General features: G+C 55.1%; 24 protein-coding genes and 1 riboswitch. Of the genes, 14 read left to right on the top strand and 10 right to left on the bottom strand.

The window, feature by feature from the left end:
• Positions 1-91 precede the first annotated feature (91 nt).
• The 5 genes from AC6I9Z_RS04550 (at position 92) to AC6I9Z_RS04530 (ending at position 5,176) form a co-directional block, all read left to right on the top strand.
• Positions 92-1,024, top strand: a complete 933-nt coding sequence (locus AC6I9Z_RS04550; protein ID WP_461458485.1) for a Gfo/Idh/MocA family protein — start codon at positions 92-94, stop codon at positions 1,022-1,024.
• Between the two features lie 102 nt (positions 1,025-1,126).
• Positions 1,127-2,380 carry an efflux RND transporter periplasmic adaptor subunit gene (locus AC6I9Z_RS04545; protein ID WP_461458487.1) on the top strand — a complete coding sequence of 418 codons (1,254 nt, stop codon included), beginning with the start codon at positions 1,127-1,129 and terminating at the stop codon, positions 2,378-2,380.
• Positions 2,381-2,383: 3 nt separating this feature from the next.
• Entirely contained in the window at positions 2,384-3,088 is a 705-nt protein-coding gene (locus tag AC6I9Z_RS04540; protein ID WP_461458489.1) for an ABC transporter ATP-binding protein, read from the top strand.
• The gene (locus tag AC6I9Z_RS04535) at positions 3,085-4,338 is read left to right on the top strand and encodes an ABC transporter permease (protein ID WP_461458491.1); all 1,254 of its coding nucleotides are present in this window, start codon (positions 3,085-3,087) and stop codon (positions 4,336-4,338) included. Before AC6I9Z_RS04540 ends, AC6I9Z_RS04535 begins: the two co-directional genes overlap by 4 nt.
• Before the next feature lie 37 nt (positions 4,339-4,375).
• Positions 4,376-4,472: riboswitch (ZMP/ZTP riboswitch) on the top strand.
• A gap of 20 nt (positions 4,473-4,492) precedes the next feature.
• Entirely contained in the window at positions 4,493-5,176 is a 684-nt protein-coding gene (locus tag AC6I9Z_RS04530) for a DJ-1/PfpI family protein (RefSeq protein WP_461458493.1), read from the top strand.
• Here the strand turns inward: AC6I9Z_RS04530 and AC6I9Z_RS04525 are convergent.
• Entirely contained in the window at positions 5,173-5,331 is a 159-nt protein-coding gene (locus AC6I9Z_RS04525) for a hypothetical protein (protein ID WP_461458495.1), read from the bottom strand. The genes AC6I9Z_RS04530 and AC6I9Z_RS04525 overlap by 4 nt on opposite strands.
• Before the next feature lie 10 nt (positions 5,332-5,341).
• Between AC6I9Z_RS04525 and AC6I9Z_RS04520 the strand changes: the two genes are divergently transcribed.
• Positions 5,342-6,472, top strand: a complete 1,131-nt coding sequence (locus tag AC6I9Z_RS04520; protein WP_461458497.1) for an MFS transporter — start codon at positions 5,342-5,344, stop codon at positions 6,470-6,472.
• Positions 6,473-6,524: 52 nt separating this feature from the next.
• Positions 6,525-6,962, top strand: coding sequence for a nuclear transport factor 2 family protein (locus tag AC6I9Z_RS04515; protein ID WP_461458499.1), 438 nt, complete (start codon positions 6,525-6,527; stop codon positions 6,960-6,962).
• 3 nt (positions 6,963-6,965) lie between these two features.
• Here AC6I9Z_RS04515 and AC6I9Z_RS04510 read toward each other — a convergent pair whose 3' ends face one another.
• From AC6I9Z_RS04510 to groES, 6 genes are all read right to left on the bottom strand, one after another.
• Complete coding sequence (locus AC6I9Z_RS04510) at positions 6,966-7,970, bottom strand: NADP-dependent oxidoreductase (protein ID WP_461458501.1); 1,005 nt, start codon at positions 7,968-7,970, stop codon at positions 6,966-6,968.
• A gap of 28 nt (positions 7,971-7,998) precedes the next feature.
• On the bottom strand, positions 7,999-9,093 hold the full coding sequence (locus tag AC6I9Z_RS04505) for an MBL fold metallo-hydrolase (RefSeq protein WP_461458503.1): 1,095 nt from the start codon (positions 9,091-9,093) through the stop codon (positions 7,999-8,001).
• A 26-nt stretch (positions 9,094-9,119) separates the two neighbouring features.
• Entirely contained in the window at positions 9,120-10,496 is a 1,377-nt protein-coding gene (locus AC6I9Z_RS04500; protein WP_461458505.1) for an L-serine ammonia-lyase, read from the bottom strand.
• A gap of 128 nt (positions 10,497-10,624) precedes the next feature.
• Positions 10,625-12,481: a DUF885 domain-containing protein gene (locus AC6I9Z_RS04495; RefSeq protein ID WP_461458507.1), complete on the bottom strand. Its 1,857-nt coding sequence runs from the start codon at positions 12,479-12,481 to the stop codon at positions 10,625-10,627.
• 162 nt (positions 12,482-12,643) lie between these two features.
• Positions 12,644-14,302 (bottom strand): chaperonin GroEL, encoded by a 1,659-nt coding sequence (gene groL, locus AC6I9Z_RS04490; RefSeq protein ID WP_461458509.1) that lies wholly within the window; start codon positions 14,300-14,302, stop codon positions 12,644-12,646.
• 50 nt (positions 14,303-14,352) lie between these two features.
• On the bottom strand, positions 14,353-14,640 hold the full coding sequence (groES, locus tag AC6I9Z_RS04485) for a co-chaperone GroES (RefSeq protein ID WP_109355504.1): 288 nt from the start codon (positions 14,638-14,640) through the stop codon (positions 14,353-14,355).
• Positions 14,641-14,983: 343 nt separating this feature from the next.
• Here groES and AC6I9Z_RS04480 point away from each other — a divergent pair, with 343 nt between their 5' ends.
• The 7 genes from AC6I9Z_RS04480 (at position 14,984) to sppA (ending at position 20,593) form a co-directional block, all read left to right on the top strand.
• Positions 14,984-15,280 (top strand): BufA1 family periplasmic bufferin-type metallophore, encoded by a 297-nt coding sequence (locus AC6I9Z_RS04480; protein WP_109354906.1) that lies wholly within the window; start codon positions 14,984-14,986, stop codon positions 15,278-15,280.
• Positions 15,281-15,430: 150 nt separating this feature from the next.
• Entirely contained in the window at positions 15,431-16,267 is an 837-nt protein-coding gene (gene bufB, locus AC6I9Z_RS04475; RefSeq protein ID WP_461458511.1) for an MNIO family bufferin maturase, read from the top strand.
• Positions 16,251-16,973 (top strand): HvfC/BufC family peptide modification chaperone, encoded by a 723-nt coding sequence (locus AC6I9Z_RS04470; RefSeq protein WP_461458513.1) that lies wholly within the window; start codon positions 16,251-16,253, stop codon positions 16,971-16,973. Before bufB ends, AC6I9Z_RS04470 begins: the two co-directional genes overlap by 17 nt.
• A gap of 25 nt (positions 16,974-16,998) precedes the next feature.
• On the top strand, positions 16,999-17,439 hold the full coding sequence (locus AC6I9Z_RS04465) for a DoxX family protein (protein WP_109354904.1): 441 nt from the start codon (positions 16,999-17,001) through the stop codon (positions 17,437-17,439).
• 24 nt (positions 17,440-17,463) lie between these two features.
• Positions 17,464-17,988 carry a sigma-70 family RNA polymerase sigma factor gene (locus AC6I9Z_RS04460; RefSeq protein WP_108811366.1) on the top strand — a complete coding sequence of 175 codons (525 nt, stop codon included), beginning with the start codon at positions 17,464-17,466 and terminating at the stop codon, positions 17,986-17,988.
• Position 17,989: 1 nt separating this feature from the next.
• A complete protein-coding gene (locus AC6I9Z_RS04455; RefSeq protein WP_461458516.1) occupies positions 17,990-18,631 on the top strand; it encodes an NrsF family protein in 642 nt (213 codons plus the stop codon).
• A 66-nt stretch (positions 18,632-18,697) separates the two neighbouring features.
• Positions 18,698-20,593, top strand: coding sequence for a signal peptide peptidase SppA (gene sppA, locus AC6I9Z_RS04450; protein WP_461458518.1), 1,896 nt, complete (start codon positions 18,698-18,700; stop codon positions 20,591-20,593).
• On the opposite strand, the gene AC6I9Z_RS04445 is transcribed toward sppA, so the two are convergent.
• Genes AC6I9Z_RS04445 through AC6I9Z_RS04435 form a run of 3 tightly spaced genes read right to left on the bottom strand, consistent with a single transcriptional unit; the run spans position 20,566 to position 23,210 of the window.
• The gene (locus AC6I9Z_RS04445; RefSeq protein ID WP_461458520.1) at positions 20,566-21,198 is read right to left on the bottom strand and encodes a trimeric intracellular cation channel family protein; all 633 of its coding nucleotides are present in this window, start codon (positions 21,196-21,198) and stop codon (positions 20,566-20,568) included. The two genes, sppA and AC6I9Z_RS04445, sit on opposite strands and share 28 nt — an antisense overlap.
• Positions 21,195-21,872 carry a PepSY domain-containing protein gene (locus AC6I9Z_RS04440; protein ID WP_461458522.1) on the bottom strand — a complete coding sequence of 226 codons (678 nt, stop codon included), beginning with the start codon at positions 21,870-21,872 and terminating at the stop codon, positions 21,195-21,197. The genes AC6I9Z_RS04445 and AC6I9Z_RS04440 overlap by 4 nt, the downstream gene beginning before the upstream one ends.
• 3 nt (positions 21,873-21,875) lie before the next feature.
• On the bottom strand, positions 21,876-23,210 hold the full coding sequence (locus AC6I9Z_RS04435) for an amidase family protein (protein WP_461458524.1): 1,335 nt from the start codon (positions 23,208-23,210) through the stop codon (positions 21,876-21,878).
• Positions 23,211-23,232 lie beyond the last annotated feature (22 nt).

The raw sequence follows: 23,232 nt of genomic DNA, 5'->3' as shown, positions 1-23,232 counted from the left end.
CAAAAGCTGTTTCAGACGGTCATTCACATGATCATATTGATATGATTTATGCAAGCCGAATGTCCGGTAGAGGCGCAGGGTGAATGACATTATGAGCAAGATGCGCATCGCAATCATGGGCTATGGCAAAATCGCAAAAGACCAGCATATCCCAGCGATTGCCAAGAGGGAAGGCGTCGAACTGGTCGCGGTTGTAAGCAGTCGCACAGATGCTCCCGATGGCATCCCGGTCTTTGGCTCCCTGAACGAGTTGGCCGAAAGTGATATTAAGGTAAATGCTATTGCGCTGTGCACGCCGCCCAAGGGCAGGGCAAAGATTGCTCGCGAGGCACTAAGCAAAGGCTGGCATGTTCTTCTCGAAAAGCCGCCTGGCGCAACGCTAAGGGAAGTGGAAACTCTCTGCGATCATGCCGCTTCAACAGGCCTGACACTGTTTGCGACATGGCATGCGCAATATAATGCGGCAGTCGACAAAGCAGCAGCTTTTTTGGCCGACCAGGAGATATTGTCTTTTGCGATAAACTGGCGGGAAAATGTCCGAAAATGGCATCCCGGGCAGACATGGTTGTGGCAAGCAGGCGGCTTTGGTGTTTTTGATCCAGGCATCAATGCCCTGTCCATCGCCACCAAAATTATCCCGGTGGACTTTCATGTCGATCAGGCCAGCCTTTTTGTCGCAGAGAATCATCAAGCCCCTATCGCCGCGAATGTCAGTTTCTCAGGCGCCTTTGCCAAAAATGCCAGCGCCGAATTCGACTTTCGGACAACCGGTGATGAAATCTGGACGATCAAAGTCAAAACCAAGACCCATTTGCTCTGCCTGGAGCAGGGTGGCAGCTTGTTGAAAATTGATGGTGAAACCGTGCTGGAACAGCATGCCGATGAGGAATATTCGGCGATCTACGCAAGGTTTGTAGAATTGATGCAAAATGGTCAGTCCGACGTTGATCTGGCGCCGTTAAAACTGACCGCAGATGCCTTCATGATCGGTGAGCGCCATAATGTTGCACCATTTGCTGGCTAATCTTTGATTGAGCGGCATATTGCCTACCCAAATACAACCTGCCATAGTGACTTAGTTATCTAATACAGAGGTGAAGCGATTATCAAACAAGCAATTGCATGGATGCGTCTCCATCCTTACGCCTCAGGCCTTATCGCTATTGTCGTCCTGGCAATCCTGTACAAGATCATTGTCCCTTCCGCGCAGACATATGAGTATGTCACCGAACCGGTATCCCGGGGTGATGTTGCGCGCATCGTATCTGCCAGCGGGAAGTTGCGGGCACTCAACACCATCAATGTAGGATCGGAAATTTCAGGGCAAGTCACCGACGTCTATGTTGATTTCAACTCACCAGTCACAGCGGGTCAGGTGCTCGCCAGAATTGACCCTACCCGCATTGAAGCGCGCGTTACCCAGGCACGGGCACAGGTGGCCTCGGCTCGTGCGACGCTGGCACAGGCCGAAGCCTCGATTATTCGAGCGCAAACCGACTATGAAGTACAAAGCCGCGAATTTGAACGACAGCAGCAATTGGCCGATAAAGGCTTTGTCTCCAAAGCGGGTATTGATCAGGCTCGCAATGCGCTGGCCAACGCCCGGGCGTCACTGAGTACGGCAAAGGCACAAGCGCAAAGCGGGCGCGCACAAATTGCGCAAAGCGAGGCTGAACTATCCTCCGCCCAGCTCGATCTGAACCGCACACGGATCCTTGCGCCAACCAGCGGCGTGGTGATCAACAAGCTGGTCGAGCCCGGCACTACGGTGGCTGCCAGTTTCCAGACTCCCAATCTGTTTGAAATCGCCGCCGACACCAGCCGTATGCAGGTCGAAGCCTCAGTCGACGAAGCGGATATCGGGCAGGTTCGGGTGGACCAGCTCGTGCGCTTTACCGTGGACAGCTATCCCGACGACACATTTGTCGCCAAAGTGGGGCAGATCCGCAAATCCGCGACCGAAGAGCAGAATGTGGTTAGCTATCTCGTCATCCTTGATGTCGATAATAAGGAGGGGAAGTTGCTGACCGGGATGACCGCCAATGTCGAAATTGTAACCGGCACCAAGACCAATGTGCTACGTGTTCCAGCACCCGCTATCCGCTTTCGCCCACGCAAAGATGACCGGCCCGATGAAGACAAAAAAGATCAGAACCCGGCTTCCAAAGATAAGGCCAAGAACCGTACCGCCAATATTTGGGTGGCCAGCGATGACCCTTACAAGCCGGTCCCGCGCACCGTAACCATTGGCCTTGCCGGAGAAGATTTTGTTGAGATCATCAAAGGGGTGACGGAAGAAGAGAAAGTCCTTGTCCGCTCCAAGAATCTCGAAAATGAAGAGGACGAGGAAGAGGACGAATTTGCGCGCGGGAACACTTAGATAATGGCCCTTGTTGAAACCCAGGATCTGGTCAAAAAATATGAGCTCGGCGGCGAAACGGTGCGGGCAGTTGACGGGGTTTCTCTCTCCATCGAACGAGGTGAATATGTTGCCATTATGGGGGCAAGTGGCTCCGGCAAATCAACCTTCATGAACATGATCGGTTGTCTGGATATCCCAACATCAGGTATTGTCCGCATTGATGGCATTGCGACGAGTGATCGCGACAGTGATGCACTGGCCGAATTGCGCAACCAGAAAATTGGCTTTGTATTTCAACAGTTTAATCTGCTTGCACGCACAACCGCGCTCGACAATGTGGCAGTACCGCTCATCTATGCCGGTCTTGGTACGGAGGCGCGGCGAGACAAAGCGAAGGCGAAACTGGAAGAAATGGGACTTGGCGACAGGCTGGATCACAGTCCGGCCAAATTATCAGGTGGTCAGCAACAGCGTGTAGCGATTGCCCGTGCACTGGTCACCGATCCAGTGATTCTGCTGGCCGACGAACCAACAGGCGCACTCGATAGCAAGACGTCCGAAGACATCATGCAGATTTTTGAAAGCCTGAACGAACAGGGCATCACCATCATCGTCGTTACCCATGAAGCGGAAATTGCCGATCATGCCAAACGCCGGATCGAATTTCGTGACGGCAAGGTTATCGAGGATGTCGCAGTGAACAATCGCCAGAAGGTCAGTTCATGATCGGCAATTTCAGACAACAGGCATCCGGATGGCTGGTCAATGTCGCCATAGCGATGACGGCGCTGCGCACCAATTTGATGCGCTCGATACTTACGACCCTGGGCGTCATGATTGGCGTGTTCGCTGTAACATTGGCGGTGGCGGTTGGTTCCGGCGCGCAGGTGTCGGTGATGCAATCAATCAACGCGCTGGGCTCCAACATGGCGCTGATATTTCCGCAGCCAGATACAGGTGAAGGCGGACGGCGCTCCTTTGATCGCGGACGGCTGACGATGCGTGACGCGCGCGCGATCCAAAAGCAGATTAGCGGAATTGATGACATCGCCCCACAACTGCGCTCAAACATTCAACTCATTGTCGCCGGACGCAATGCTTCAACCAATGCGGTTGGCACGACCCCGGGCTATGGTAAAGTCTCCAATCTTGTCGCCGAAAACGGCCGCTTTATCAGCGAAGCCGATGTCCGTTCCGCCGCGCGCGTCGTAGTGCTCGGCCCCACGGTCGCGAGAAAATTATTCGGCGATTTTGATCCGGTTGGCGAGACTATTCGCATCAACCGCGCGCCGTTTACTGTCATTGGCATTACCGAATCCAAAGGATCGAGCTTTGGCAATGATAATGATGATATCGCGCTAATGCCGATCAGTACAATGCGCCAACGATTTTCCGGGGACTCCCCCGCGGGACCCGATGACTTGCAGCTGCTGTTTGTCGGTTTTCAGGATGGAATATCGCTGCCGGATGCGAAGCGCGAGATGACAAAATTGCTGCGCGAACGCTATCGGGTGAGGGGCAAGGATATCAACCCGTTCACCATTCGCACGACCGAAGAGTTTATGAAAGAATCCGCACAAGTGACCGGAATTTTCCAGATCGTGCTCGTCGCCATTGCGTCTATCTCACTGCTGGTCGGGGGGATTGGTATCATGAATATCATGTTGGTCAGCGTCACCGAACGGACTCGTGAGATTGGGTTGCGCATGGCTCTGGGCGCCAAACGCAGCGATATCCGCAACCAGTTTCTGGTCGAGGCGGCGGTGCTTTGCGTGATTGGCGGCGCGATGGGGCTGATACTCGCTATAGCAGGCGGCACGGCGCTGACTGTCTATGCCGATTTCCCGGTACCTATCGGTGTTGGCGTCGGCGTTGGAGCGATCATATTCTCTGCGTTTATCGGTTTGCTATTCGGCGGTTACCCGGCCGTGCGCGCATCGCGTCTATCGCCGATCGAGGCATTGCGCACCGAATAATTCTGGATTGCCTTTAGTGGTACAGCGATGATATCAAGGAGCAACTCGCAACTGGCGCGATAGGGTGGTTCACCACCGGGGAGCGGGTGCATTGTCAAAGATGCAATTTTCAGTCGGGCGCCTGGGCATTTCTTGAAACGAAGGAGACATGCTCATGACCGACACGCAAAAACCTTTCCACATCGTCTTTCTGTTGTTCGACGGTATAACCCAGCTTGATTTTACTGGACCTGCCCAGTTTCTGGCGCGCATGCCAGGAGCCATTGTCCATACGGCGGCCAAGGCCGTGCAGCCTATCCAAACCGACAGCGGCTTTGCGATGTTGCCCAGCACGAACCTGACCGATTGCCCGCAGGCCGACCTGCTCTGCGTCCCGGGCGGCTTTGGCACGCGCGATGTGATACAGGATAAAGAGACACTTCAATTTCTGCGCGATCAGGCAGCAGAGGCGCAATATGTCACCTCGGTTTGCACCGGTTCGCTGGCACTGGGTGCGGCAGGGTTGCTTCAAGGCAAGCGTGCGACAAGCCATTGGGCCTATACGTCCTTGCTCGAAAAATTCGGCGCAACCTATGACGCCGCTCGCGTCGTCAAAGATGGCAATGTCATTACCGCCGGTGGAGTCACCTCGGGTATCGACTTTGCCCTGACCGTGATCGCCGAAATTGCCGGACAGCAATTTGCAGAGGCTGTGCAGCTGGGGCTGGAATATGATCCCCATCCGCCATTCGACAGCGGCAATCCCAGCGTCGCCGATCCCAAGCTCGTGCAGTTGCTCAACGATCGGAACTACGGCGATGTGCTGAAAGAGTTGCAAAAGGTGATCGACGCTAGCTAAACAAATAGAGGACTTGGGGCTCCGCTTTCGTCATGGGCATCGCAAGCTCTTAGTGGCCCATGATAGAAAGCCGATAAACTGACCGACGCCGCGCCAATCTCCAGCAAAACCGCACCGCGCAGGATTAGTGAAACGAAATTGTTTCTCTTTTCCATGGCTTGTGCCGTGGCGGTCGCAAACGGTTATTATATCCATCCGCTCATCGCCCCAGTCGGCGACGATTTTGGCGTCAGTGGGCCCATTCTCGGGCTAGTGCCCGCTTTTAATCAGATCGCACTGGCGCTCGGGATACTGCTGCTCTTGCCGCTCGGCGACCGGATCAATAATCGCAAGCTGGTCACCACGTTTGTTGCGGGCCAGTTTCTGGCGCTGCTCGCCATGGCCACAGCACAGGATTTTCGCCTCTTCGTCGCCGCGTCTTCGCTGCTCGGTTTTGCGACCATCACGCCCTATTTGCTGCCCGCCTATGTCACGAAGCGGGTGCGGCCGGATCGTATCGGGCATGTTACCGGCATCTTGACGGCAGGCATAACGGTTGGCCTGCTCGGCAGCCGCGCCGGTGCGGGTGTGCTGGGGCATTATTTCGGCTGGCGATCGGCCTATTGGGTGGGCACTGCGCTGACTTTGGCGCTGCTCATCATCTTGCCTATGATCATGGAAAAAGATGAAAAGCTGCGCGATGATAACGAGCCTCAGGAAAGCTATGGCGCGCTGATCGCTTCGCTCTGGCCGATTGTCAAAACCATGCCGGATGTGCTGCTTGCGGGATTGCTTCAGGCCTTGTCGTTCGGGTTTTTTCTGGCCTTATGGCTGGGCATTGGATTGCATATCACCAGCCCGCAAATGGGTTATGGGGTCGATGTTGTGGGCTATCTCGCGCTACTGGCCGGGATGAATGTCTTTATCGCCCCCTGGTCCGGCCGACTGGCAGACCGGATCGGTGCCGAAAAGGCCCGCATGCTATTTGCCATCGCCCAGTTGATCGGCGCGATTTTGCTTATATTTGCAGGTAATAGCCTATGGATATTGATCCTGCCGATCCTGTTCAGCAACTTTGGCGGGGCATCGATGGATGTTGCCAACCGCACGATCCTGTTCAACCGCAATCCGGAAATCCGCACGCGGCTGATGACCATCTATATCGTCATCATGTTCACCGGCGGCGGTCTGTCTAGCTGGCTCGGCACGGCTGCCTACGCGTGGGGCGGCTGGAATGCGATTGTCACCATATCTTTGGTCTTCGCCAGCCTGATCATGGTACTCGCACTGTGGGGACAGCGGCTGCACAAAACTTGACAGAACTGCCGGCTGCGCGGAGTATCAAGCTACCGTTTTGAGGGAGAATGGGATGCCAAAGCTGTTGATGATGATGCTCCTGCTGCTGCCGGTTTCGATCGCGGCTGAGAAACCTGCTGAGCCATCCGACCATCAGCAGCTGGTCGAAAAATATACAGCTGCCTTCAATGCCAGAGACGCAAACGCCATGGCTGCACTGATGCATCCCGGCATTCAATGGATCACGATCAGCGGGGACCAGTCCAAAGTCACGACCGATGGAAAGGATCTGATGGTCAGCGAGATGGAATCCTATTTCAAAAGCCCGACCCGCATTAGCAGCAGCCTCGGCGGCTGGTCGGTGAACGGAGATTATGTCAGCGTGATCGAAACGGCATCTTGGATGAACAGCGAGGGGAAGCGTCAGGCACAAAGCGCCACCGCGGTCTACCAAATTGCAGATCAGCTGATCCGCCGGGTATGGTATTTTCCGGAACAGAAAACAGAGTAAAGCTCAAATACGAACGAGCACCTTACCGATATTGCCGCCAGTGAAAAGCTTGTCATAGGCGGTCAGGACATTCTCTATTCCGTCTGTCACATCAAATGGCGTGTCAATTAATCCCTGTTCCAGCCAGTACTTGAGCTGCGCCGTCAGTCGCTCTCCTTGATCCATGAAATCGGGCGAGAAAAAGCCCTCGACGCGCAGCCGCTTCATCAGGATCTGGTCGAAATGCTCCGGCCCCTGCCCGCGTCCGTCCCCTTTATACTGGGCCAGCAAGCCACATAGTGCGACGCGGCCGTAAAGTGCCATATTGGGCAGCACCTCGTCCAATATCGGCCCGCCAACATTGTCGAAATAGGCATTGATCCCGCCCTCGACTTTCGCCAGCTCTACCGCGATGTCATCCTTCTTGTAATCGATCGCCTTAGTGATCCCGAGTTCTTCCTCCAGCCAGCGACATTTGTCCGGTCCGCCAGCCAGGCCATAGACATTGGCACCCATTATTTTCGCAATCTGACAAGCCAGCACACCGGTCGCCCCTGCAGCAGCCGAGACCAGAACATTATGCCCGGCCTGCACCCCGGCGGTTTCCTGCAACCCCCAAAGGGCCGTCCAGCCATTGAACCCGAGCACACCAAAATGCTGTTTGATATCGGCAATATTGGCATCGACCTTCACCAGCCCGGCAAGCTCCGGCTCGACCACAGCATGTTCGGCCCATTGTCCAAAACCGCGCACGAGATCACCTTCAGAAAATCCATCATGGCGCGATGCAGCAACATGGCCCAGCACCAGACCGACCATCTTCGTTCCGAGCTCAAGCGGCGGCTGATAGCTGTCCTCCCGCTCCGTCATCCACATGCGGGTGCCAGCATCCATGGAAAGATAGGCAGCTTTAACCAGCACTTGCCCCTCGGCCAGTTCCGGCATCACCTCGCTCTCCAACGACAGCGCGCTGGCGACATCGTCACCCTCAGGGCGCTTGTTCAATTGCCAGAAACGGTTTGTCGTCATTGCCTGCCTCCCCTTTTCAGGGTGCAGTTTAGAGCAAATCCCGCCGCTCGATATTATCCTTATTGGCAGGGAGAATGAACAGCATACCATCCTTGCCCATGACTATTTTCCCGCGAAAGTCTGCAGTCACGTCTTTCAGAAAATAGGGTTCCAAAAGGCTGATCGGCACCGCCGGAACGATGTGGGAGAAGACCAGCATTTTCGCATTGGCAGCCTTGGCCGATTCCGCCACCTCGGCGGGTGTGGCGTGATAGTCGGGAATATCCGTCATGATCTTCTCAAGCCGTGGTCTTTTCGCTTTTTTCATTGCCGCTTCGGTAATCGCAACCATCTCGGCGTTCAGCACTTCATGCACCAATATGTCGCAACCGTTGCAGGCCTTTTCGACCGCGGCGCTTCGCGTGGTGTCACCGCTAAACACGATAGACCGGCCTTTATAGTCGAACCGATAGCCGACCGCTGGCACAACCGGTTCGTGATTGACCGCAAAGGCCGTGATTTTCAGGCCGTCCTGATCATAGACAATCTGCTCGTCATCGTCCGCGGGCAAGGCGAAGGGCCGCGCAATCCCACCGATACCCGATGGCGGCATGATATCTTCGCCATGATGCGCCACGCGGTAGCCGGCGTCGGCAGCATAGGCGGCATTTATCCCGTCAACAATCGCGGCCACACCCTCGGGCGCAATGACCGGCAATGGCGCGTCATGGCCGCCGCCAGCCCAGCGCTGCAACAACAGCTCACCCATGCCGTCAATATGGTCGCTGTGAAAATGGGTAAGCAGCAACGCTTCGACCCGGCCCGGGCTCAGTCCCATTTCACCCAGTCGGCGCACCGCTCCGCCGCCTATGTCGACAATGAACATCTTGCCGTCGATCATCACCGCTGAACAGGGTCCAGCGCGACTGGGGTCCGGCAAGGGCGAGCCGGTTCCGCAGAGGGCCAGATGCATGCCTTGGGGCAAATCACCTATAACGTCTTGGCTAACGGCGCTTTCCACGGCATTGGCAAAAAGCCGGGAGCCTATTTCAGCGCGAAGAAGCCATAGGGCGCTGGCAAGAACACCGATTCCGACGGCCAAGCCCCATAGCCAACGCTTGCTGAAAATCTTCGATCTGTCCATGCAATCCTCCGGCCGTTATTATAGCCCTAGCATTCGACCAGATTGACCGCTAGGCCGCCTTGCGATGTTTCCTTGTACCGTTCGCTCATGTCCAGACCGGTTTTGCGCATGGTTTCAATGACTTCATCCAGGCTGACGCGATGGGTGCCATCGCCCATGATTGCCAGCCGCGCGGCTTCGATCGCTTTGACCGAACCCACCGCGTTGCGTTCGATACACGGCACCTGCACCAGTCCGGCCACTGGATCACAAGTCAGGCCGAGATTATGTTCCATGCCAATCTCTGCAGCATTTTCGACTTGCAGCGGCGTGCCACCCCAGGCCGCGGTCAAACCCGCCGCCGCCATGGAACAGGCGACACCAACTTCGCCCTGACAGCCGACTTCGGCGCCAGAGATGGAGGCGTTTTCCTTGAACAATGATCCGATGGCCGCAGCAGTCAGGATGAATTTTTCAACGCCCTCGACATCGGCCTGGGGCGAAAAGCGTTCGTAAAACCGCAAAACCGAGGGCACAATTCCCGCTGCACCATTGGTCGGGGCGGTCACGACTTTGCCGCCCGCTGCATTTTCCTCATTCACGGCCAGCGCCCACAGGTTTACCCAATCGAGCACCGTCAGCGGATCGGATAGCGCACGCTCCTGCCGCTCCATCAAGCGCGCATGGATCAGGGGCGCCCGTCGTTTCACGTTCAGTCCGCCCGGCAAGATTCCCTCTGACTTTATACCTCTATCAATGCAAGCCGACATCGCATCGGCAATCTGGCGGATGCCTACGCCGATTTCTTCATCGGTTTTGGCGGCACGTTCATTGTTGCGCATGATATCGGCGATGCACAGGCCTTTTTCCTCGGCAATTTTCAGCAGATCAGCACCGGAGCAAAAGGGGTGCGGCACGTCCCATAGTCCGCTTTCCGGATCATTGGCACTGATCTGATCCTCATCCAGAATCGCGCCGCCGCCAACGGAATAATAGACGCGGCTGGCGAGCTCTTCCTCGCCTTTGAAGGCCGTGAACCGCATGGCGTTGGAGTGGAAGTCCAGCCGCTTGCGTTGATCAAATATAACGTCCGCATCTTCGTCAAAGCCGATAGCCTGCGTGCCCTTCAGCTGGATCCGTTTCTCGCTCCTGATCTGTGCAACCAGAGCATCGGCGGCATCTGGTTGTATGTTTTCCGGGACCTGGCCCGATAAGCCCAGCAGAATGGCACGATCAGTCGCGTGCCCCTTGCCAGTAAGCGCAAGCGAGCCAAAAAGCTTGGTCTCTGTCCGTGTGACCTGACCCAGAATCCCCTGATCCGCAATCCGCGCAACAAAGGTAGCTGCCGCAAGCATCGGCCCCATGGTATGGGAACTCGAAGGTCCGACACCGATTTTGAACAGCTCAAATGTGCTGCACACCATTGTCTGTTCTTCCTCCTTACATCCGGGATAGCTTTACCGCACGATCGTAAGTTGCGGCTAATGAAAAAATCGCAACGGGCTATCCCGCAATTGTGAAGCGGCCCAGCGCTTTCCCTAGGGTGCTTTCCCTAGGACGCTTTTTCCTTCGCGATCCATTGATTGACCTGCTTTTCCAATATGTTTAGCGGCACCGAACCGCCGCCCAATACAGTGTCATGAAAACCCCTTATATCGAAGTCATCACCCAGCTCTTTTTCCGCCTTGGCGCGCAGTTCCTGGATTTTTAGCATGCCGATTTTATAGCTGGTCGCCTGTCCCGGCATGACCAGATAGCGCCGTACTTCGCTGCGCACCGCTGTCTCTGGAATAGGCGAGTTGGCGAGGAAATACGCCACAGCCTTCTCTTCGCTCCAGCCTTTTGTGTGTAGTCCGGTATCCACAACGAGCCGGATCGCGCGCCATATTTCTGTCGTTAGCCGGCCAAAGTCGGAATAGGGATTTTCATAGGCCCCCATTTCTTTGGACAACAGCTCGGAATAGAGCGCCCATCCTTCGCCAAAGGCCGGGATATAACCGCCCTGTGCGCGGAATTTCGGAATGCCTGTCAGCTCCTGCGCAATCGAGCTTTGCATATGATGGCCCGGGTTGCCTTCATGATAGGCAATCACTTCCAGACTGTGGATCGGCATGGCGCGCATGTCAGACAAATGCGCATAATAGGTGCCGGGGCGGGTACCGTCCGGTGTCCCCGGTCGGTAATGCTGGGCCGCACCATCCTGCTCCCGAAAGGGCTCGACCCGTTTCACCACCAGATCGGCCTTTGGCAGGGTACCGAAAAAATCCGGCAAGCGGGTTTTGATAAATGCCAGATGCTTTTCGGCGGTATCGATATAGTCCTGTGCGCCCTTGTCATCTTCAGAGAAATAGAACTGATCATCTTCACGCAGGAAGGTGAAGAAGGCTTGCAGGTCGCCTTTAAATTCCACCTTGTCCTTGATCGCTTCCATCTCGCTGCGGATGCGCGCGACTTCGGATAGGCCGATGGTGTGAATTTCCTCCGCAGTCAGGCTGGTCGTCGTCTGATTGGCTAGGCGGTAATTATAAAAGGCTTCACCATTGGGAAGATCGGACACACCAAAGGGTTCTGCCTTCGTATTGGGCAAATCCTGCTTGAACCAGGTGATGATCCGCTCATAGGCTGGCTTCAGCGAATCGGTGAGCGCTGTCCGTGCTTGCTCTTTCAATTCGTTCGAGCGGCCTTGCGTAATCGTGCCAGCTTCCACAAGCGAGGCCAATTTACCCTCGGTCGCCTCCCAAAGGGCCGACGCTTCGCCATCATCAAAAGGCGCGCCAGTGGTGATTTTCTCGGACTGCTCGATCACCCCTTCATAGGCGAAGCGTGGCGGCCGCGTTCCGGATTCCGCATTGGCCTGCGCGCGCGTAAGCAGCTGATCCAGCGCCCGCGCACTACCTTTGAGCCGTTCGATAAAGGCGACCATATCAGTCTCGCTTGCCACGCGGTGCTGATTGATCAGAAAGGTCGGGAAGAATGATTGCTGACCGTTAAACTGATGGAGGACATAGCCATTTTGACGAAACGCCACACCGGCTTCCGCCTGATCCAGTCGGAACAACCACATGTCCCAGGATATCTGTGCATCCGGCGTTAACTTCTCATAGTCAAAGTCACGCTTCAGCTCGGCCGTCGCCTCTCGCATCCATGCAAGTTGGCGGTCCGCGGCTGCAATCGAATAATCATCAATCTGGTCGTAAGCAGTCCTGCGGCCCAACAGAGTCTGGCGGATCGGACTGAAGGCCAACTGCTCTTCAAATTTTTTGTCGAACCAGATGTTGAGACGATCCGTCTCTGTCTCCATCGCATCAGCAACTGCCGGTGCAGCATTTTGAGCATGAACCGCGGGAACCGCTACGGCGATCCCTGCCATTGTGGTGGAAGCCAATATTAACTTTAGAAACTTGGTCATGCCGCTTAATCCCCGTGCAAGAAGTTACGTTGGAAACGACATGGCACAGTCTAGCGATTTTGCAAACATCGCGAATGGGTTGATAGAATCCATAAATAAAAAAGGGGCCGGAAGTTTCCTTCCAGCCCCTAATGTTTTTCAGCGTTAGCCGGGTGGTTGGGTTTAGAAGCCCATGCCGCCCATGCCGCCGCCCATGCCGCCCATGTCAGGCATTGCAGGAGCGCCGCCGCCAGCATTGTCGTCCGGTGCGTCGGAAACAGCTGCTTCGGTGGTGATCAAGAGACCGGCAACCGAGCTAGCGTCCTGCAGCGCAGCGCGCACAACTTTGGTTGGGTCGATCACACCGGATTTGACGAGATCTTCGTACTTGTCGCTAAACGCGTTGAAGCCGAAGTTCTTGTCTTTCTGGTCGAGCAATTTGCCAGCGACAACCGCGCCGTCAAAACCAGCATTTTCAGCGATCTGACGAACCGGAGCCTGCAGCGATTTACGAACAATGTCGATGCCGCGGGTCTGGTCGTCATTATGGCCTTCGAGACCTTTGAGAGCAGAGGTTGCATAAAGAAGTGCGGTTCCGCCGCCAGGGACGATTCCTTCTTCAACCGCAGCGCGGGTTGCATGCAATGCATCGTCAACACGGTCTTTCTTCTCTTTCACTTCGACTTCGGTTGCACCGCCGACTTTGATCACGGCAACACCGCCAGCGAGTTTCGCCAGACGCTCTTGCAGTTTTTCTTTGTCATAGTCGGATGTAGTGTTTTCGATCTGCGCACGGATCGCTTCAACACGGGCCTTGATGTCTTTCGACTTGCCGGAACCATCAACAATGGTCGTGTTGTCTTTGTCGATCGTGACGTTTTTCGCCTGACCGAGCATGTTCAGCGTAACGCTTTCCAGCTTGATGCCGAGATCTTCGGAGATCATCTCACCTTTGGTGAGGATCGCGATATCTTCTAGCATCGCTTTACGGCGATCACCGAAGCCAGGAGCTTTCACTGCTGCGATTTTCAGACCGCCGCGCAGTTTGTTGACCACGAGAGTAGCCAGCGCTTCGCCTTCAATATCTTCGGCAATGATCAAAAGCGGACGTCCGGCTTGTACAACAGCTTCCAGGATCGGGAGCATAGGCTGCAGGTTGGTCAGCTTTTTCTCGTGGATCAGGATGTAGGGATTTTCGAGGTCCGCAATCATCTTGTCCGGGTTGGTGATAAAGTAAGGAGACAGGTAACCGCGGTCAAACTGCATGCCTTCCACAACGTCGAGTTCAAAGTCGAGGCCCTTGGCTTCTTCAACCGTGATAACGCCTTCTTTGCCGACTTTTTCCATCGCTTCTGCGATTTTCTGGCCAACTTCTTCGTCACCATTGGCAGAGATAACGCCAACCTGGGAGATTTCCGAGCTGCCTTTGACATTCTTGGAACGCTTTTGCAGATCAGCCACAACCTTATCAACAGCCTGGTCGATGCCGCGCTTCAGATCCATAGGGTTCATGCCAGCAGAAACGGACTTCATGCCTTCCTTGACAATCGCCTGCGCCAAAACGGTCGCGGTGGTGGTGCCGTCGCCAGCAACATCGTTGGTTTTCGATGCAACTTCACGAAGCATCTGGGCGCCCATATTTTCGAACTTGTCTTTCAGTTCGATTTCCTTGGCAACCGATACACCATCTTTGGTGATGCGCGGTGCGCCGAAGCTTTTGTCGAGAACGACGTTGCGGCCTTTAGGACCGAGGGTTACTTTTACAGCATCAGCCAGCGTGTTGACACCGGTCAGAATGCGTTCGCGTGCGTCGCGACCAAATTTTACGTCTTTAGCAGCCATGTTATTTTCCTCTGCTTATGAGAATGAATGTTTAGTGAAATGGAATGCGACTACTCGATGATACCGAGAATATCGCTTTCTTTCATGATGATCAGGTCTTTGCCTTCAACGGTGACTTCCGTGCCGGACCATTTGCCGAACAGGATCTTGTCGCCTTTTTTGACGTCGAGCGGTGTTGACTTGCCATTGTCGTCTTTCAAACCATTGCCAACAGCAACAACTTTACCTTCGGATGGTTTTTCCTGAGCGCTGTCAGGAATGATGATGCCGCCAGCGGTTTTCGTGTCCGCGTCTACGCGGCTAACCAGCACACGATCATGTAGTGGACGAAATTTCATAAGTTTGCCTTTCTTGTCCAAATTTACTTTCCTGCGGCCCCGCTCCTTTAGCCCGGGCCATCAAGATATATTCAAATGGAGGATTAGCACTCCCTTGAGTCGAGTGCTAACGACGCCCATATGGGCTATTCTGAGCGATCGTCAAGGCTTTCCCGCAAAAAAATTCGGAATCTTTTTGCAAGCTGTATCCTTTAGAAAAAAGCCATTTTCGGAAAATCCCGCACCAGTTTTTCCGGGCTTTGGAAAAAGAGATGTAACCAGCCGGGTCCTTCCACCGAAACACATGATGAGCCTGCACGACAGGTTCGCCCCTATTACCCAATCTCCAAGAGAGGAAAACCAAATGTCCAACTCCATGATCAAAGCCACTGCCGCTGCTGCTGCCCTCGCTGCTGCTGCGACTATTGCTATTTCGCCAACCACTGCCGTTGCGGCTGGTGCCAAAGAGAAATGTTTCGGCATCGCGCTGAAGGGCAAGAATGATTGTGCCGCAGGACCAGGCACAAGCTGTGCCGGTACTTCAACCGCCGACTATCAGGGCAATGCCTGGAAATACACCGCCAAGGGCGCTTGTGTTAAAGCCGGTGGTTCGCTGACCGCGAAAAAAGGCAACAAGAAGCCAGTACCGCAGAGAGGTTAAACCACCTTCAATCACGTTCAAGCCTCTGGCGCAAAACGTGATTCTACGCTAAGTTTTGTGGATGCTACCTTTACTCAAACCTCAAATTTTGGTCTGTCCGTTATGAAGACGCCTGTGCCTCACTCCCTCCCTCCATCAGGTGGCATAGGTTTGAAGTCAGTACATTATAATGATGTATTGTCCGAAGAAGTCGGATCAAAAAAACCCGGATGGGTCGAGGTACATCCGCAGAATTACTTCGGTGATGGCGGCCCGCTACACCGTTGGCTGACCGCCATCGCCGAAGACTATCCTTTGAGCTTTCACAGTGTCGGACTTTCGCTTGGCTCAGCTGATGGTCTGAACCAATATGATCTCGATAAAATTGCCGATCTTTGTAATCGCTACCAACCAGCCATGGTTTCCGATCATCTGAGCTGGAGCGGTAACGCCCATGATCGCTATCCCGATCTGCTCCCCATTCCCTATACAGAAGAAGCACTCAATCATTTCGCCGCAGAGATTAGCAAGGTGCAGGACCGGCTAAAACGGCCCATATTGGTCGAAAACCCGTCGCGCTATCTCAGCTACCGTGATGACGCGATGAGCGAGACTGACTTCATCTCGGCCCTTTGCAAAAAGTCTGGCTGCGGCCTGCTATTTGATGTCAATAATGTCGAAGTCACCGCTACTAATGTCGGGCTGGATATGGAGGCCTATATAGATGCCATTGATCCGGATATTGTCGGGGAAATGCATCTTGCTGGCCATGCACGCGAAGAGCATGACGATGGTCCATTGCTGATCGACGATCATGGCTCGATTGTGAGCGATATCACCTGGCGGCTGTATGAACGCTTCATCAAACGCGCTGGCCCCAAACCCACATTGATTGAATGGGACACGGATATTCCCGAATATAGCGTGTTAATGGCAGAAGTTTCAAAAGTTGAAACGGTGCTGAACAGCCATGTTTTGCAAGATGAACAGCATGCCCTCGCTAGCTGACGGCCAGTCTCGCTTCATCGCTTGCCTGCAAAAAGGCCCGGCCCATTTTCCAGATGACCTGTTCAGCGAGAGTGCAGATCGAGCGCTTCTGGGCCTGAAGGCTCATGCCAATACTGTTTCCCATGCACGGCTCGTCGCGCTTGAAAACGCCTATCCCAAATTGCACGAACATATGGGACATGAGCCTTTTCACGCCATTTCTCGAGACTATATCGAGCAGGACCACATCCTGACCTGTGACATGAACAGTATCGCCGCAGATTTTGGGGATTTTCTCGCAAAACAGGGGTTCAGCGAAACCGAAGTGGATCTGGCCCGGATAGAATGGGCGTGGATCAAAAGCTACCATAGCGCCGAGGCTGCGCCGCTTGCGCTTAATGACATTGCGACACTGGATGAAGAAAGCCTTCTCGGCCTTGAGATCGGCGCGCATCCCGCAATGCGGTTGGTCAACCTGACCGGAGCACTTTCGCCGGAGCTGGCAGAATTAGGAGATGGCACGCCTGATGCACTGATGGTCGCGCGCCCAGAAGCTGAAGTCCTATTTCACCCGCTCACCCAGTTAGAACACGATATTGCGGAAAAAATTGCAAATATTTCAACAATGGGTAACCTTTTGGCAGCAGCCATCGAACTGGATGGTGAAGACACTGCAATGGAGAGGATCATAAAGCTGATCCAAAGCGGCGTGATAATAAGAATATAATGAATGATTTAACGGGGTAACCGAAATGATGAACCTGATTAAAAAAGCAATTGGTCTAGTAAGCGGCGCTTTTCCAGAAGCGATCGCGCTCCTCTTTGCCCGCGTGGCACTGGCTGGCATATTCTGGCGCTCTGCCCGCACAAAGGTCGAAGATGGCAGCTTTCTGACGATGAAAGAACTCACCGTCGATCTGTTCCGTGATGAATATGGCATGCCTTTTCCCGAGATCACCGGTTTGATCGCTACCTATGCCGAGCATTTCTTCCCGATTCTACTCGTATTGGGCCTTGCAACCCGCTTTGGCGCGGCCGGGCTGCTAGTCATGACCTTGGTCATCCAGTTTTTCGTCTATCCTGAAGCCTGGTGGTCCGTGCATATTATCTGGGTAGCCTTGGCGCTGGTCCTGATTACGCGTGGCGGCGGCCTATTCTCCCTCGACAAGCTGGTCGGCGGGAAACTGGGCTAAGCTGGGAAGCCGGGGAGAGTAGCCGTGATCGCCAATGAAGAAACATTGCGCCATTTAATGGTCAAGGCGCAGGGCGGCGACAAGCAATGCTATGCCAGTCTGCTGACCGAGTGCGAAAAATGGCTACGGCGCTATTATGCGCGCAAGATCAATCCGGCGGAAGTCGATGATCTGGTGCAGGAAACGCTAATCTCGCTGCACAAAAAGCGGGCCAGCTATGATCCTACCAAAGCGTTCTTGCCTTGGCTCGCCGCCATCGGACGTTATCGCTGGATTGACGGCCTGCGCAAAATCTATCGCCACGAGCATGGCGAACTGAATGAAGAACTGGTTGCCGATCCACAGGATGAGGACGTAACCGCCAAGGTGAGCTTGGAACGTTTATTGGGAATGATCCCTGATAAACAGGCCGATGTTATCGCCATGGTAAAAATTGAGGGACTAAGCATTGCCGAAGCCGCGGCAAAAACCGGCCAGTCGGAATCACTGGTGAAAGTAAACATCCATCGGGGGCTCAAGAAAATGAGCGCCCTTATCGAGAGTGAATGAAATGAGTGAAGTAGCAAATAGCCTGATCGATGACCTGGTCGATGATCTTGCACCGGTCCGTACCCTGAAACCCTCAGGCGGTATGGCAGTGACAGCGATCCTGATGTTGGCCGTCTCTTCCAGTGTCGCCTTCTTTTTAGGCGTACGCGGTGATCTGGCGATGGGCATGGCTCATCAGATGTTCTTCCTGCGCAGCGGCGTGCTCTTGATGCTTGGTATTGCAACGGCTTTTGCAGCGGCCAATATGGCTCGACCCGGTGTTGGCAATCTCAATCGCGGTTGGATTTGGGCGCTGGTTACGGCAGCTCTATTCCCGCTGACAGCGGCTATCATGAGCGCGATCAACATGCCGCCAGTAGAAGCTTTGCGACCCACTGAAGGTCTGCGCTGCCTGACAGTCAGCATGATGTCAGCATTGGTCATTGGCGGCGGTCTGACCACCTGGTTACGCCAAGGCGCGCCGACCTCTCCGGAACGCGCTGGCTGGCTGGTCGGCATCGCATCCGGCGCTCTGGGAGCGGCTGCTTATAATATTTTCTGCCCGTTTAACGACATTTACTATATCGGATTATGGTTCACCCTGCCGGTACTGGTCAGTGCTCTGATCGGAAGATTTATCGTACCGCATCTTATCCGCTGGTAATTTCCGGCAGGCATAACCATATAAAAGGCGGCGGTCAGCGATGATCAGCCGCCTTTCTTGTGGAGAATGACGACAATGCAGTTTGCCCGTGCAGCTTGGAAATTTCTGGTAGCGATCAAAGACGCTTTGGTCCTGATCGCAATGTTGCTGTTCTTCGCTGCCCTTTATGCGGCTCTTTCGGTCCGGCCCAATGTGGCAGCAATTAATGACGGCGCACTACTCCTCGATTTCAATGGCGTCATTGTCGAACAACCTGCACAGCAGGATTTTACAGCCATGTTCACGAATAATGAGAATACCGTGCGCGAATATCGGTTGCGGGATGTGGTTCGCGCGATTGATGCCGCGGCCGAAGATGACCGGGTGAAAGCCGTGGTTCTTGACCTCAGCACTTTCATGGGCGCCGGACAAACCAGCCTCAACGCCGTAAGCGAGGCACTTGAGCAGGTCAAATTGGCCGAAAAACCAATTTATGCCTACGCCAATTTCTACAGCGATGACAGTTATCAACTGGCGGCCCATGCTGATGAAATCTGGATGGACCCGATGGGCGGTATTGTCTTTGCCGGCCCCGGTGGTAACAGGCTTTACTACAAAAATCTGATCGATCAGCTGGGCATCACCGCCAATATCTACCGTGTCGGCACCTATAAGAGCGCGGTCGAACCCTATATGCGCGACAATCAGTCCCCTGAAGCGAAAGAGGCATCCGCAGCGCTTTATTCCGTCCTGTGGGACAGTTGGTTGGCGGAAGTAAAAAAGGCGCGCCCACAAGCCGTGATTGAGCCCTATGCCAATGATCCGGCAACGCTTATCAAGACCGCCGGAGGCGACTATACAAAGATCGCAGTCGAGCAAAAGCTGGTCGACAAAATCGGCGACCGGGTTGCCTTTGGCCGCTACGTTGCTGAAAAAGTTGGGGAAGACACAAAGCCGTCTCCGGACAGTTTCAAAAGCATTGACTATGACGATTTCGTCGCCGCCAATCCGGAAGGCAGCAGCGGTGACGCAATTGGCGTCATCACCGTTGCCGGAGAAATTATCAGCGGCAACGCTGGCCCCGGCATTGCCGCCAGCGGGCGGATTGCCGAACAGATTTACAAGGCACTCGAAGAGAAACAGATAAAGGCATTGGTGGTGCGGGTAAACTCGCCTGGAGGATCCGCCTTTGCCAGCGAAGAAATCCGGTTAGCACTTGACGACATTAAGAAAGCCGAGATTCCCATTGTTATCTCCATGGGCGATGTCGCGGCCAGCGGTGGCTATTGGATTGCCGCGGCAGGCGATCATATCATGGCCGAACCGGACACGATCACCGGGTCCATTGGTGTCTTTGCCGTCTTGCCCAGTTTTGAAAAAGCCTTGGGCAAATGGGGCGTGACCGCCGATGGCGTGCAGACAACTCCTCTGTCCGGTGAACCGGATTTTGTCGGCGGTTTCAGCGAAGATCTCAACACGGTCCTGCAATCGGGAGTTGAGCATAGCTATGAGGATTTCCTCAGCCTCGTCGGAAAGGCGCGCGGCAAGACCAACGCAGAAGTTGATACTATTGGTCAGGGCCGCGTCTGGGACGGCGGCACCGCCCGGCAACTGGGGCTGGTCGACAGTTTTGGCGGCATGAAAGAAGCACTGGCCGAAGCAGCGAAACGCGCTGGGCTTGAAGAAGGCGACTATCATGCGAAATATCTTGAGGAGACACCAGCGTTCAAATGGCTGCCGCTTGGCGGAACGCCTTTTGGGGAGGCCAAAGCCACGCCGGTAACCGGTATGGTCGGTTGGGTCGCGCGGCGGCAAAAGGCAAGTTTTGCCCAAGCATTACAGACCGCTCGCGGTTTGATGGCGCGCGAAGACGTACAGGCACTATGCCTGGAATGCGGCGGAACCAGCCCGAGGCTGCATAGCAGCACACCTTCCCTTTTCGATCTGCTTAGAAGCTACTCGCTGTCCTCGGCACCGCGATAAGTCGGCAAAGACAGCCCTTTAACAATCGCTAACGCCCGCAAGGCGAAGCCGGCGACAAAGGCGATGAGGGCGGCGGCAATTCCGGGCATCCCGGTCTGCGCCAGCCCGACGAACGCAAAGGCCGATAGAGCGCCGGCGGTGACATAAAGCTCTGGCCGGATGATGATCGACGGTTCGCCGGCAATCAGATCGCGAATGACGCCGCCCACGCTTGCGGTGATAATCCCCATGATGGCTGCAGGCACCGGGTCAATGCCAAGTTGTAGCGCCTTGGCTGCACCGAAGACGGAATAGGCTGCGAGGCCAATCGCATCAAACCAGTCTACCGCTGCCGGACGCCAAATCCGCACCGGTGTTATCCAGACGACCAGCGCGATTGCCAAACACAGGATCGGCACCCGGCTGTCCTGGACCCAGAAAACCGGGGCCCCGATAAGAAGGTCACGCACGGTACCACCGCCGACCCCGGTAACCAGTGCAAAAAACGCAAAGGTGATCAAGGTCTGTCCGTTGCGCGCGGCAACCAGAGCGCCCGATATCGCGAAGACCGCAATGCCGAACAGGTCAAGCCAGCCCAGCGCGTTATAAAGGACCGCGCTGTTCAAGCGTCGTTCCGTTTTCCGCGCGACGTTCGGGTGAACAGCATGATAAAACCCAAGATTGAGCCGAAAAGGGCGATGATTGCCGACCCAATCAGGATCGGATGACTGGTATCCTCACGGGTTTGCAAATCCATGATATGCAGGCCCCACATGAAATCGAACACGCGCCAGAATTTGGTACGGACAGCGAGCAGTTCGCCGGTATCGGCATCGATATAGAAACGGGCATCGTCCTCGAAAACAACCTGCCACGATGGGCGATTCCGGCGCAAATCGGAAGGCGACTCATCCGCCGAGAAGCGCTGAACCGACGTGATCGCATTGTCATCCGAACGCGCCGCTATCGCCAATGTGCTAGCGTCGGCAGCAGCAATCGGTGGCAGCAATTTTCCGGTCACGGCATCGGCCCGCCTTTTACCGCCATCGGCATAGCTTATGACCCAAAACGGGCCCTGCACATTTTGCTGCAGGGTCAGGTCCTTGGCCTTTCGGCCTTCCAAAACGGGTGCCACCGGTATGATCGGATCAAGCGCAGGCTGCTCGCTGCGCAAATGATTGCCGCGCACGGTTTCAATCGGCTGCGACACCATCAACAGGCCAGAAGCAGTCCACAATATGATCGGTACACCGATCAACCAGCCAAGCCAGACATGCCAGTGATAAAATCTTCCGTGCATCAGCTATTCGCTGGCCAGCAGCGCGCCGATCTCACGCGCGCCGGCTATGGCTTTATGATCCTGATAGCGATCAGCAATGACCTGCATCCCGACCGGCAGCCCATCAACTTGCCCGATCGGCAGGACTGTCGCTGGCAGACCCGGAAATGTTACCAGGCCGGACCAGGCCAGCTGTTCGGCAGCGGGATGATCTACACCGTCAATCGACAGCGTCCGATCTTTCATCGGCCGGGTGTCGTGCGGAAATGCCGGCATGCTGGATGGCGGAGCGATCACGAGGTCATATTCTTCAAACAAGTCGCGCCAACTCCGCTGGTTGCGAGCCTGCGCATCCAGCAAAGCAAACCAATCGGCCGCCGTCACCACTGTGCCGTCAGGTCGCGGCGCTCCCGCCATCATGATGATGTTGAGCATATGCAGATAATCGCGATGCTGCTGTTCCAGATCTGGTAACAATGTCGTGGAACGCGCTACCTCTGCTCCGCTATCCTCCAACCGGTCAACCACAGCTTCCATGCACTGTCGCATGCCTTCTCCCATGGTTACACAAGGATGGTCCGTCAGCAGCAATGTGCGCATATTGCCTAAGGATTTTGACTGTTTGGGCAGAGGTCGATCCAAGGTCAAATCGAACAGCAACTCCAGGTCGTCGGCGTTGCGGGCTAACGGTCCGACGACCGAAAGCGGCCGGAAGGCGCCCTCTTCGAAACCGGGCATGAAATGGCCGTCACCACTCACCACACCATAGGTTGGCTTGTGCCCCCAGATGCCGCAATAATGGGCCGGGACGCGGATCGAACCGCCAATGTCCGAACCATATTCCAGTGCCACCATCCCGCTGGCCACAGCAGCGGCACCGCCTCCGGATGACCCGCCGGGCGATCGTCCCAAATCGTGAGGGTTGCTGGTCCGTCCATAGATCGCATTTTCGGAAAACATGTCGGCCAGCATGGGTGGTACGTTGGTTTTCCCCAGGATGACCGCGCCTGCGGCTTTGAGGCGCTGGACCACCATGGCATCTGTGTCGGTAATATTATCGGCAGCCGCCTCAATGCCCCAGCTGGTCGGCAGTCCGGCAATGTTAAAGCTTTCCTTCACCGTCATCGGCACGCCCAGCAAGGGGCTTTCGTCGCCTTTTGCAAGCCGCGTATCGGCATCGCGTGCGGCTTGTCGGGCGCGCTTAAAATCGCGCACGACAACTGCGTTTATTGGGCCGTCCAGCTTTTCAATACGCTTGATCGCAGCCTCTACCGCTTCGACTGCCGTTAATTTTCCTGCCGCGATATCGGCTGCCACAGCTATGGCGCCGGGCTGATCTGTAAGGGAAGGGATCGTCATATTTTTCTCTCTCCGCTACAGA

It is taken from the genome of Parasphingorhabdus sp., from assembly GCF_059726685.1.
Note: the sequence above shows the minus strand (reverse complement) of the source record. Positions and strands in the feature narration are given on the sequence as shown.

Coding starts and splice junctions, on each gene's coding strand:
- groL (WP_461458509.1), bottom strand. CDS start 14,302: ATGGCTGCTAAAGACGTAAAATTTGGTCGCGACGCACGCGAACGCATT.
- AC6I9Z_RS04465 (WP_109354904.1), top strand. CDS start 16,999: ATGATGAACCTGATTAAAAAAGCAATTGGTCTAGTAAGCGGCGCTTTT.
- AC6I9Z_RS04500 (WP_461458505.1), bottom strand. CDS start 10,496: ATGGTGTGCAGCACATTTGAGCTGTTCAAAATCGGTGTCGGACCTTCG.
- AC6I9Z_RS04470 (WP_461458513.1), top strand. CDS start 16,251: ATGCCCTCGCTAGCTGACGGCCAGTCTCGCTTCATCGCTTGCCTGCAA.
- AC6I9Z_RS04505 (WP_461458503.1), bottom strand. CDS start 9,093: ATGGACAGATCGAAGATTTTCAGCAAGCGTTGGCTATGGGGCTTGGCC.
- AC6I9Z_RS04545 (WP_461458487.1), top strand. CDS start 1,127: ATGCGTCTCCATCCTTACGCCTCAGGCCTTATCGCTATTGTCGTCCTG.
- AC6I9Z_RS04540 (WP_461458489.1), top strand. CDS start 2,384: ATGGCCCTTGTTGAAACCCAGGATCTGGTCAAAAAATATGAGCTCGGC.
- AC6I9Z_RS04495 (WP_461458507.1), bottom strand. CDS start 12,481: ATGACCAAGTTTCTAAAGTTAATATTGGCTTCCACCACAATGGCAGGG.
- AC6I9Z_RS04510 (WP_461458501.1), bottom strand. CDS start 7,970: ATGACGACAAACCGTTTCTGGCAATTGAACAAGCGCCCTGAGGGTGAC.
- AC6I9Z_RS04550 (WP_461458485.1), top strand. CDS start 92: ATGAGCAAGATGCGCATCGCAATCATGGGCTATGGCAAAATCGCAAAA.
- groES (WP_109355504.1), bottom strand. CDS start 14,640: ATGAAATTTCGTCCACTACATGATCGTGTGCTGGTTAGCCGCGTAGAC.
- AC6I9Z_RS04440 (WP_461458522.1), bottom strand. CDS start 21,872: ATGCACGGAAGATTTTATCACTGGCATGTCTGGCTTGGCTGGTTGATC.
- AC6I9Z_RS04535 (WP_461458491.1), top strand. CDS start 3,085: ATGATCGGCAATTTCAGACAACAGGCATCCGGATGGCTGGTCAATGTC.
- AC6I9Z_RS04530 (WP_461458493.1), top strand. CDS start 4,493: ATGACCGACACGCAAAAACCTTTCCACATCGTCTTTCTGTTGTTCGAC.
- AC6I9Z_RS04480 (WP_109354906.1), top strand. CDS start 14,984: ATGTCCAACTCCATGATCAAAGCCACTGCCGCTGCTGCTGCCCTCGCT.
- AC6I9Z_RS04525 (WP_461458495.1), bottom strand. CDS start 5,331: ATGGAAAAGAGAAACAATTTCGTTTCACTAATCCTGCGCGGTGCGGTT.
- sppA (WP_461458518.1), top strand. CDS start 18,698: ATGACGACAATGCAGTTTGCCCGTGCAGCTTGGAAATTTCTGGTAGCG.
- AC6I9Z_RS04435 (WP_461458524.1), bottom strand. CDS start 23,210: ATGACGATCCCTTCCCTTACAGATCAGCCCGGCGCCATAGCTGTGGCA.
- AC6I9Z_RS04455 (WP_461458516.1), top strand. CDS start 17,990: ATGAGTGAAGTAGCAAATAGCCTGATCGATGACCTGGTCGATGATCTT.
- AC6I9Z_RS04515 (WP_461458499.1), top strand. CDS start 6,525: ATGCCAAAGCTGTTGATGATGATGCTCCTGCTGCTGCCGGTTTCGATC.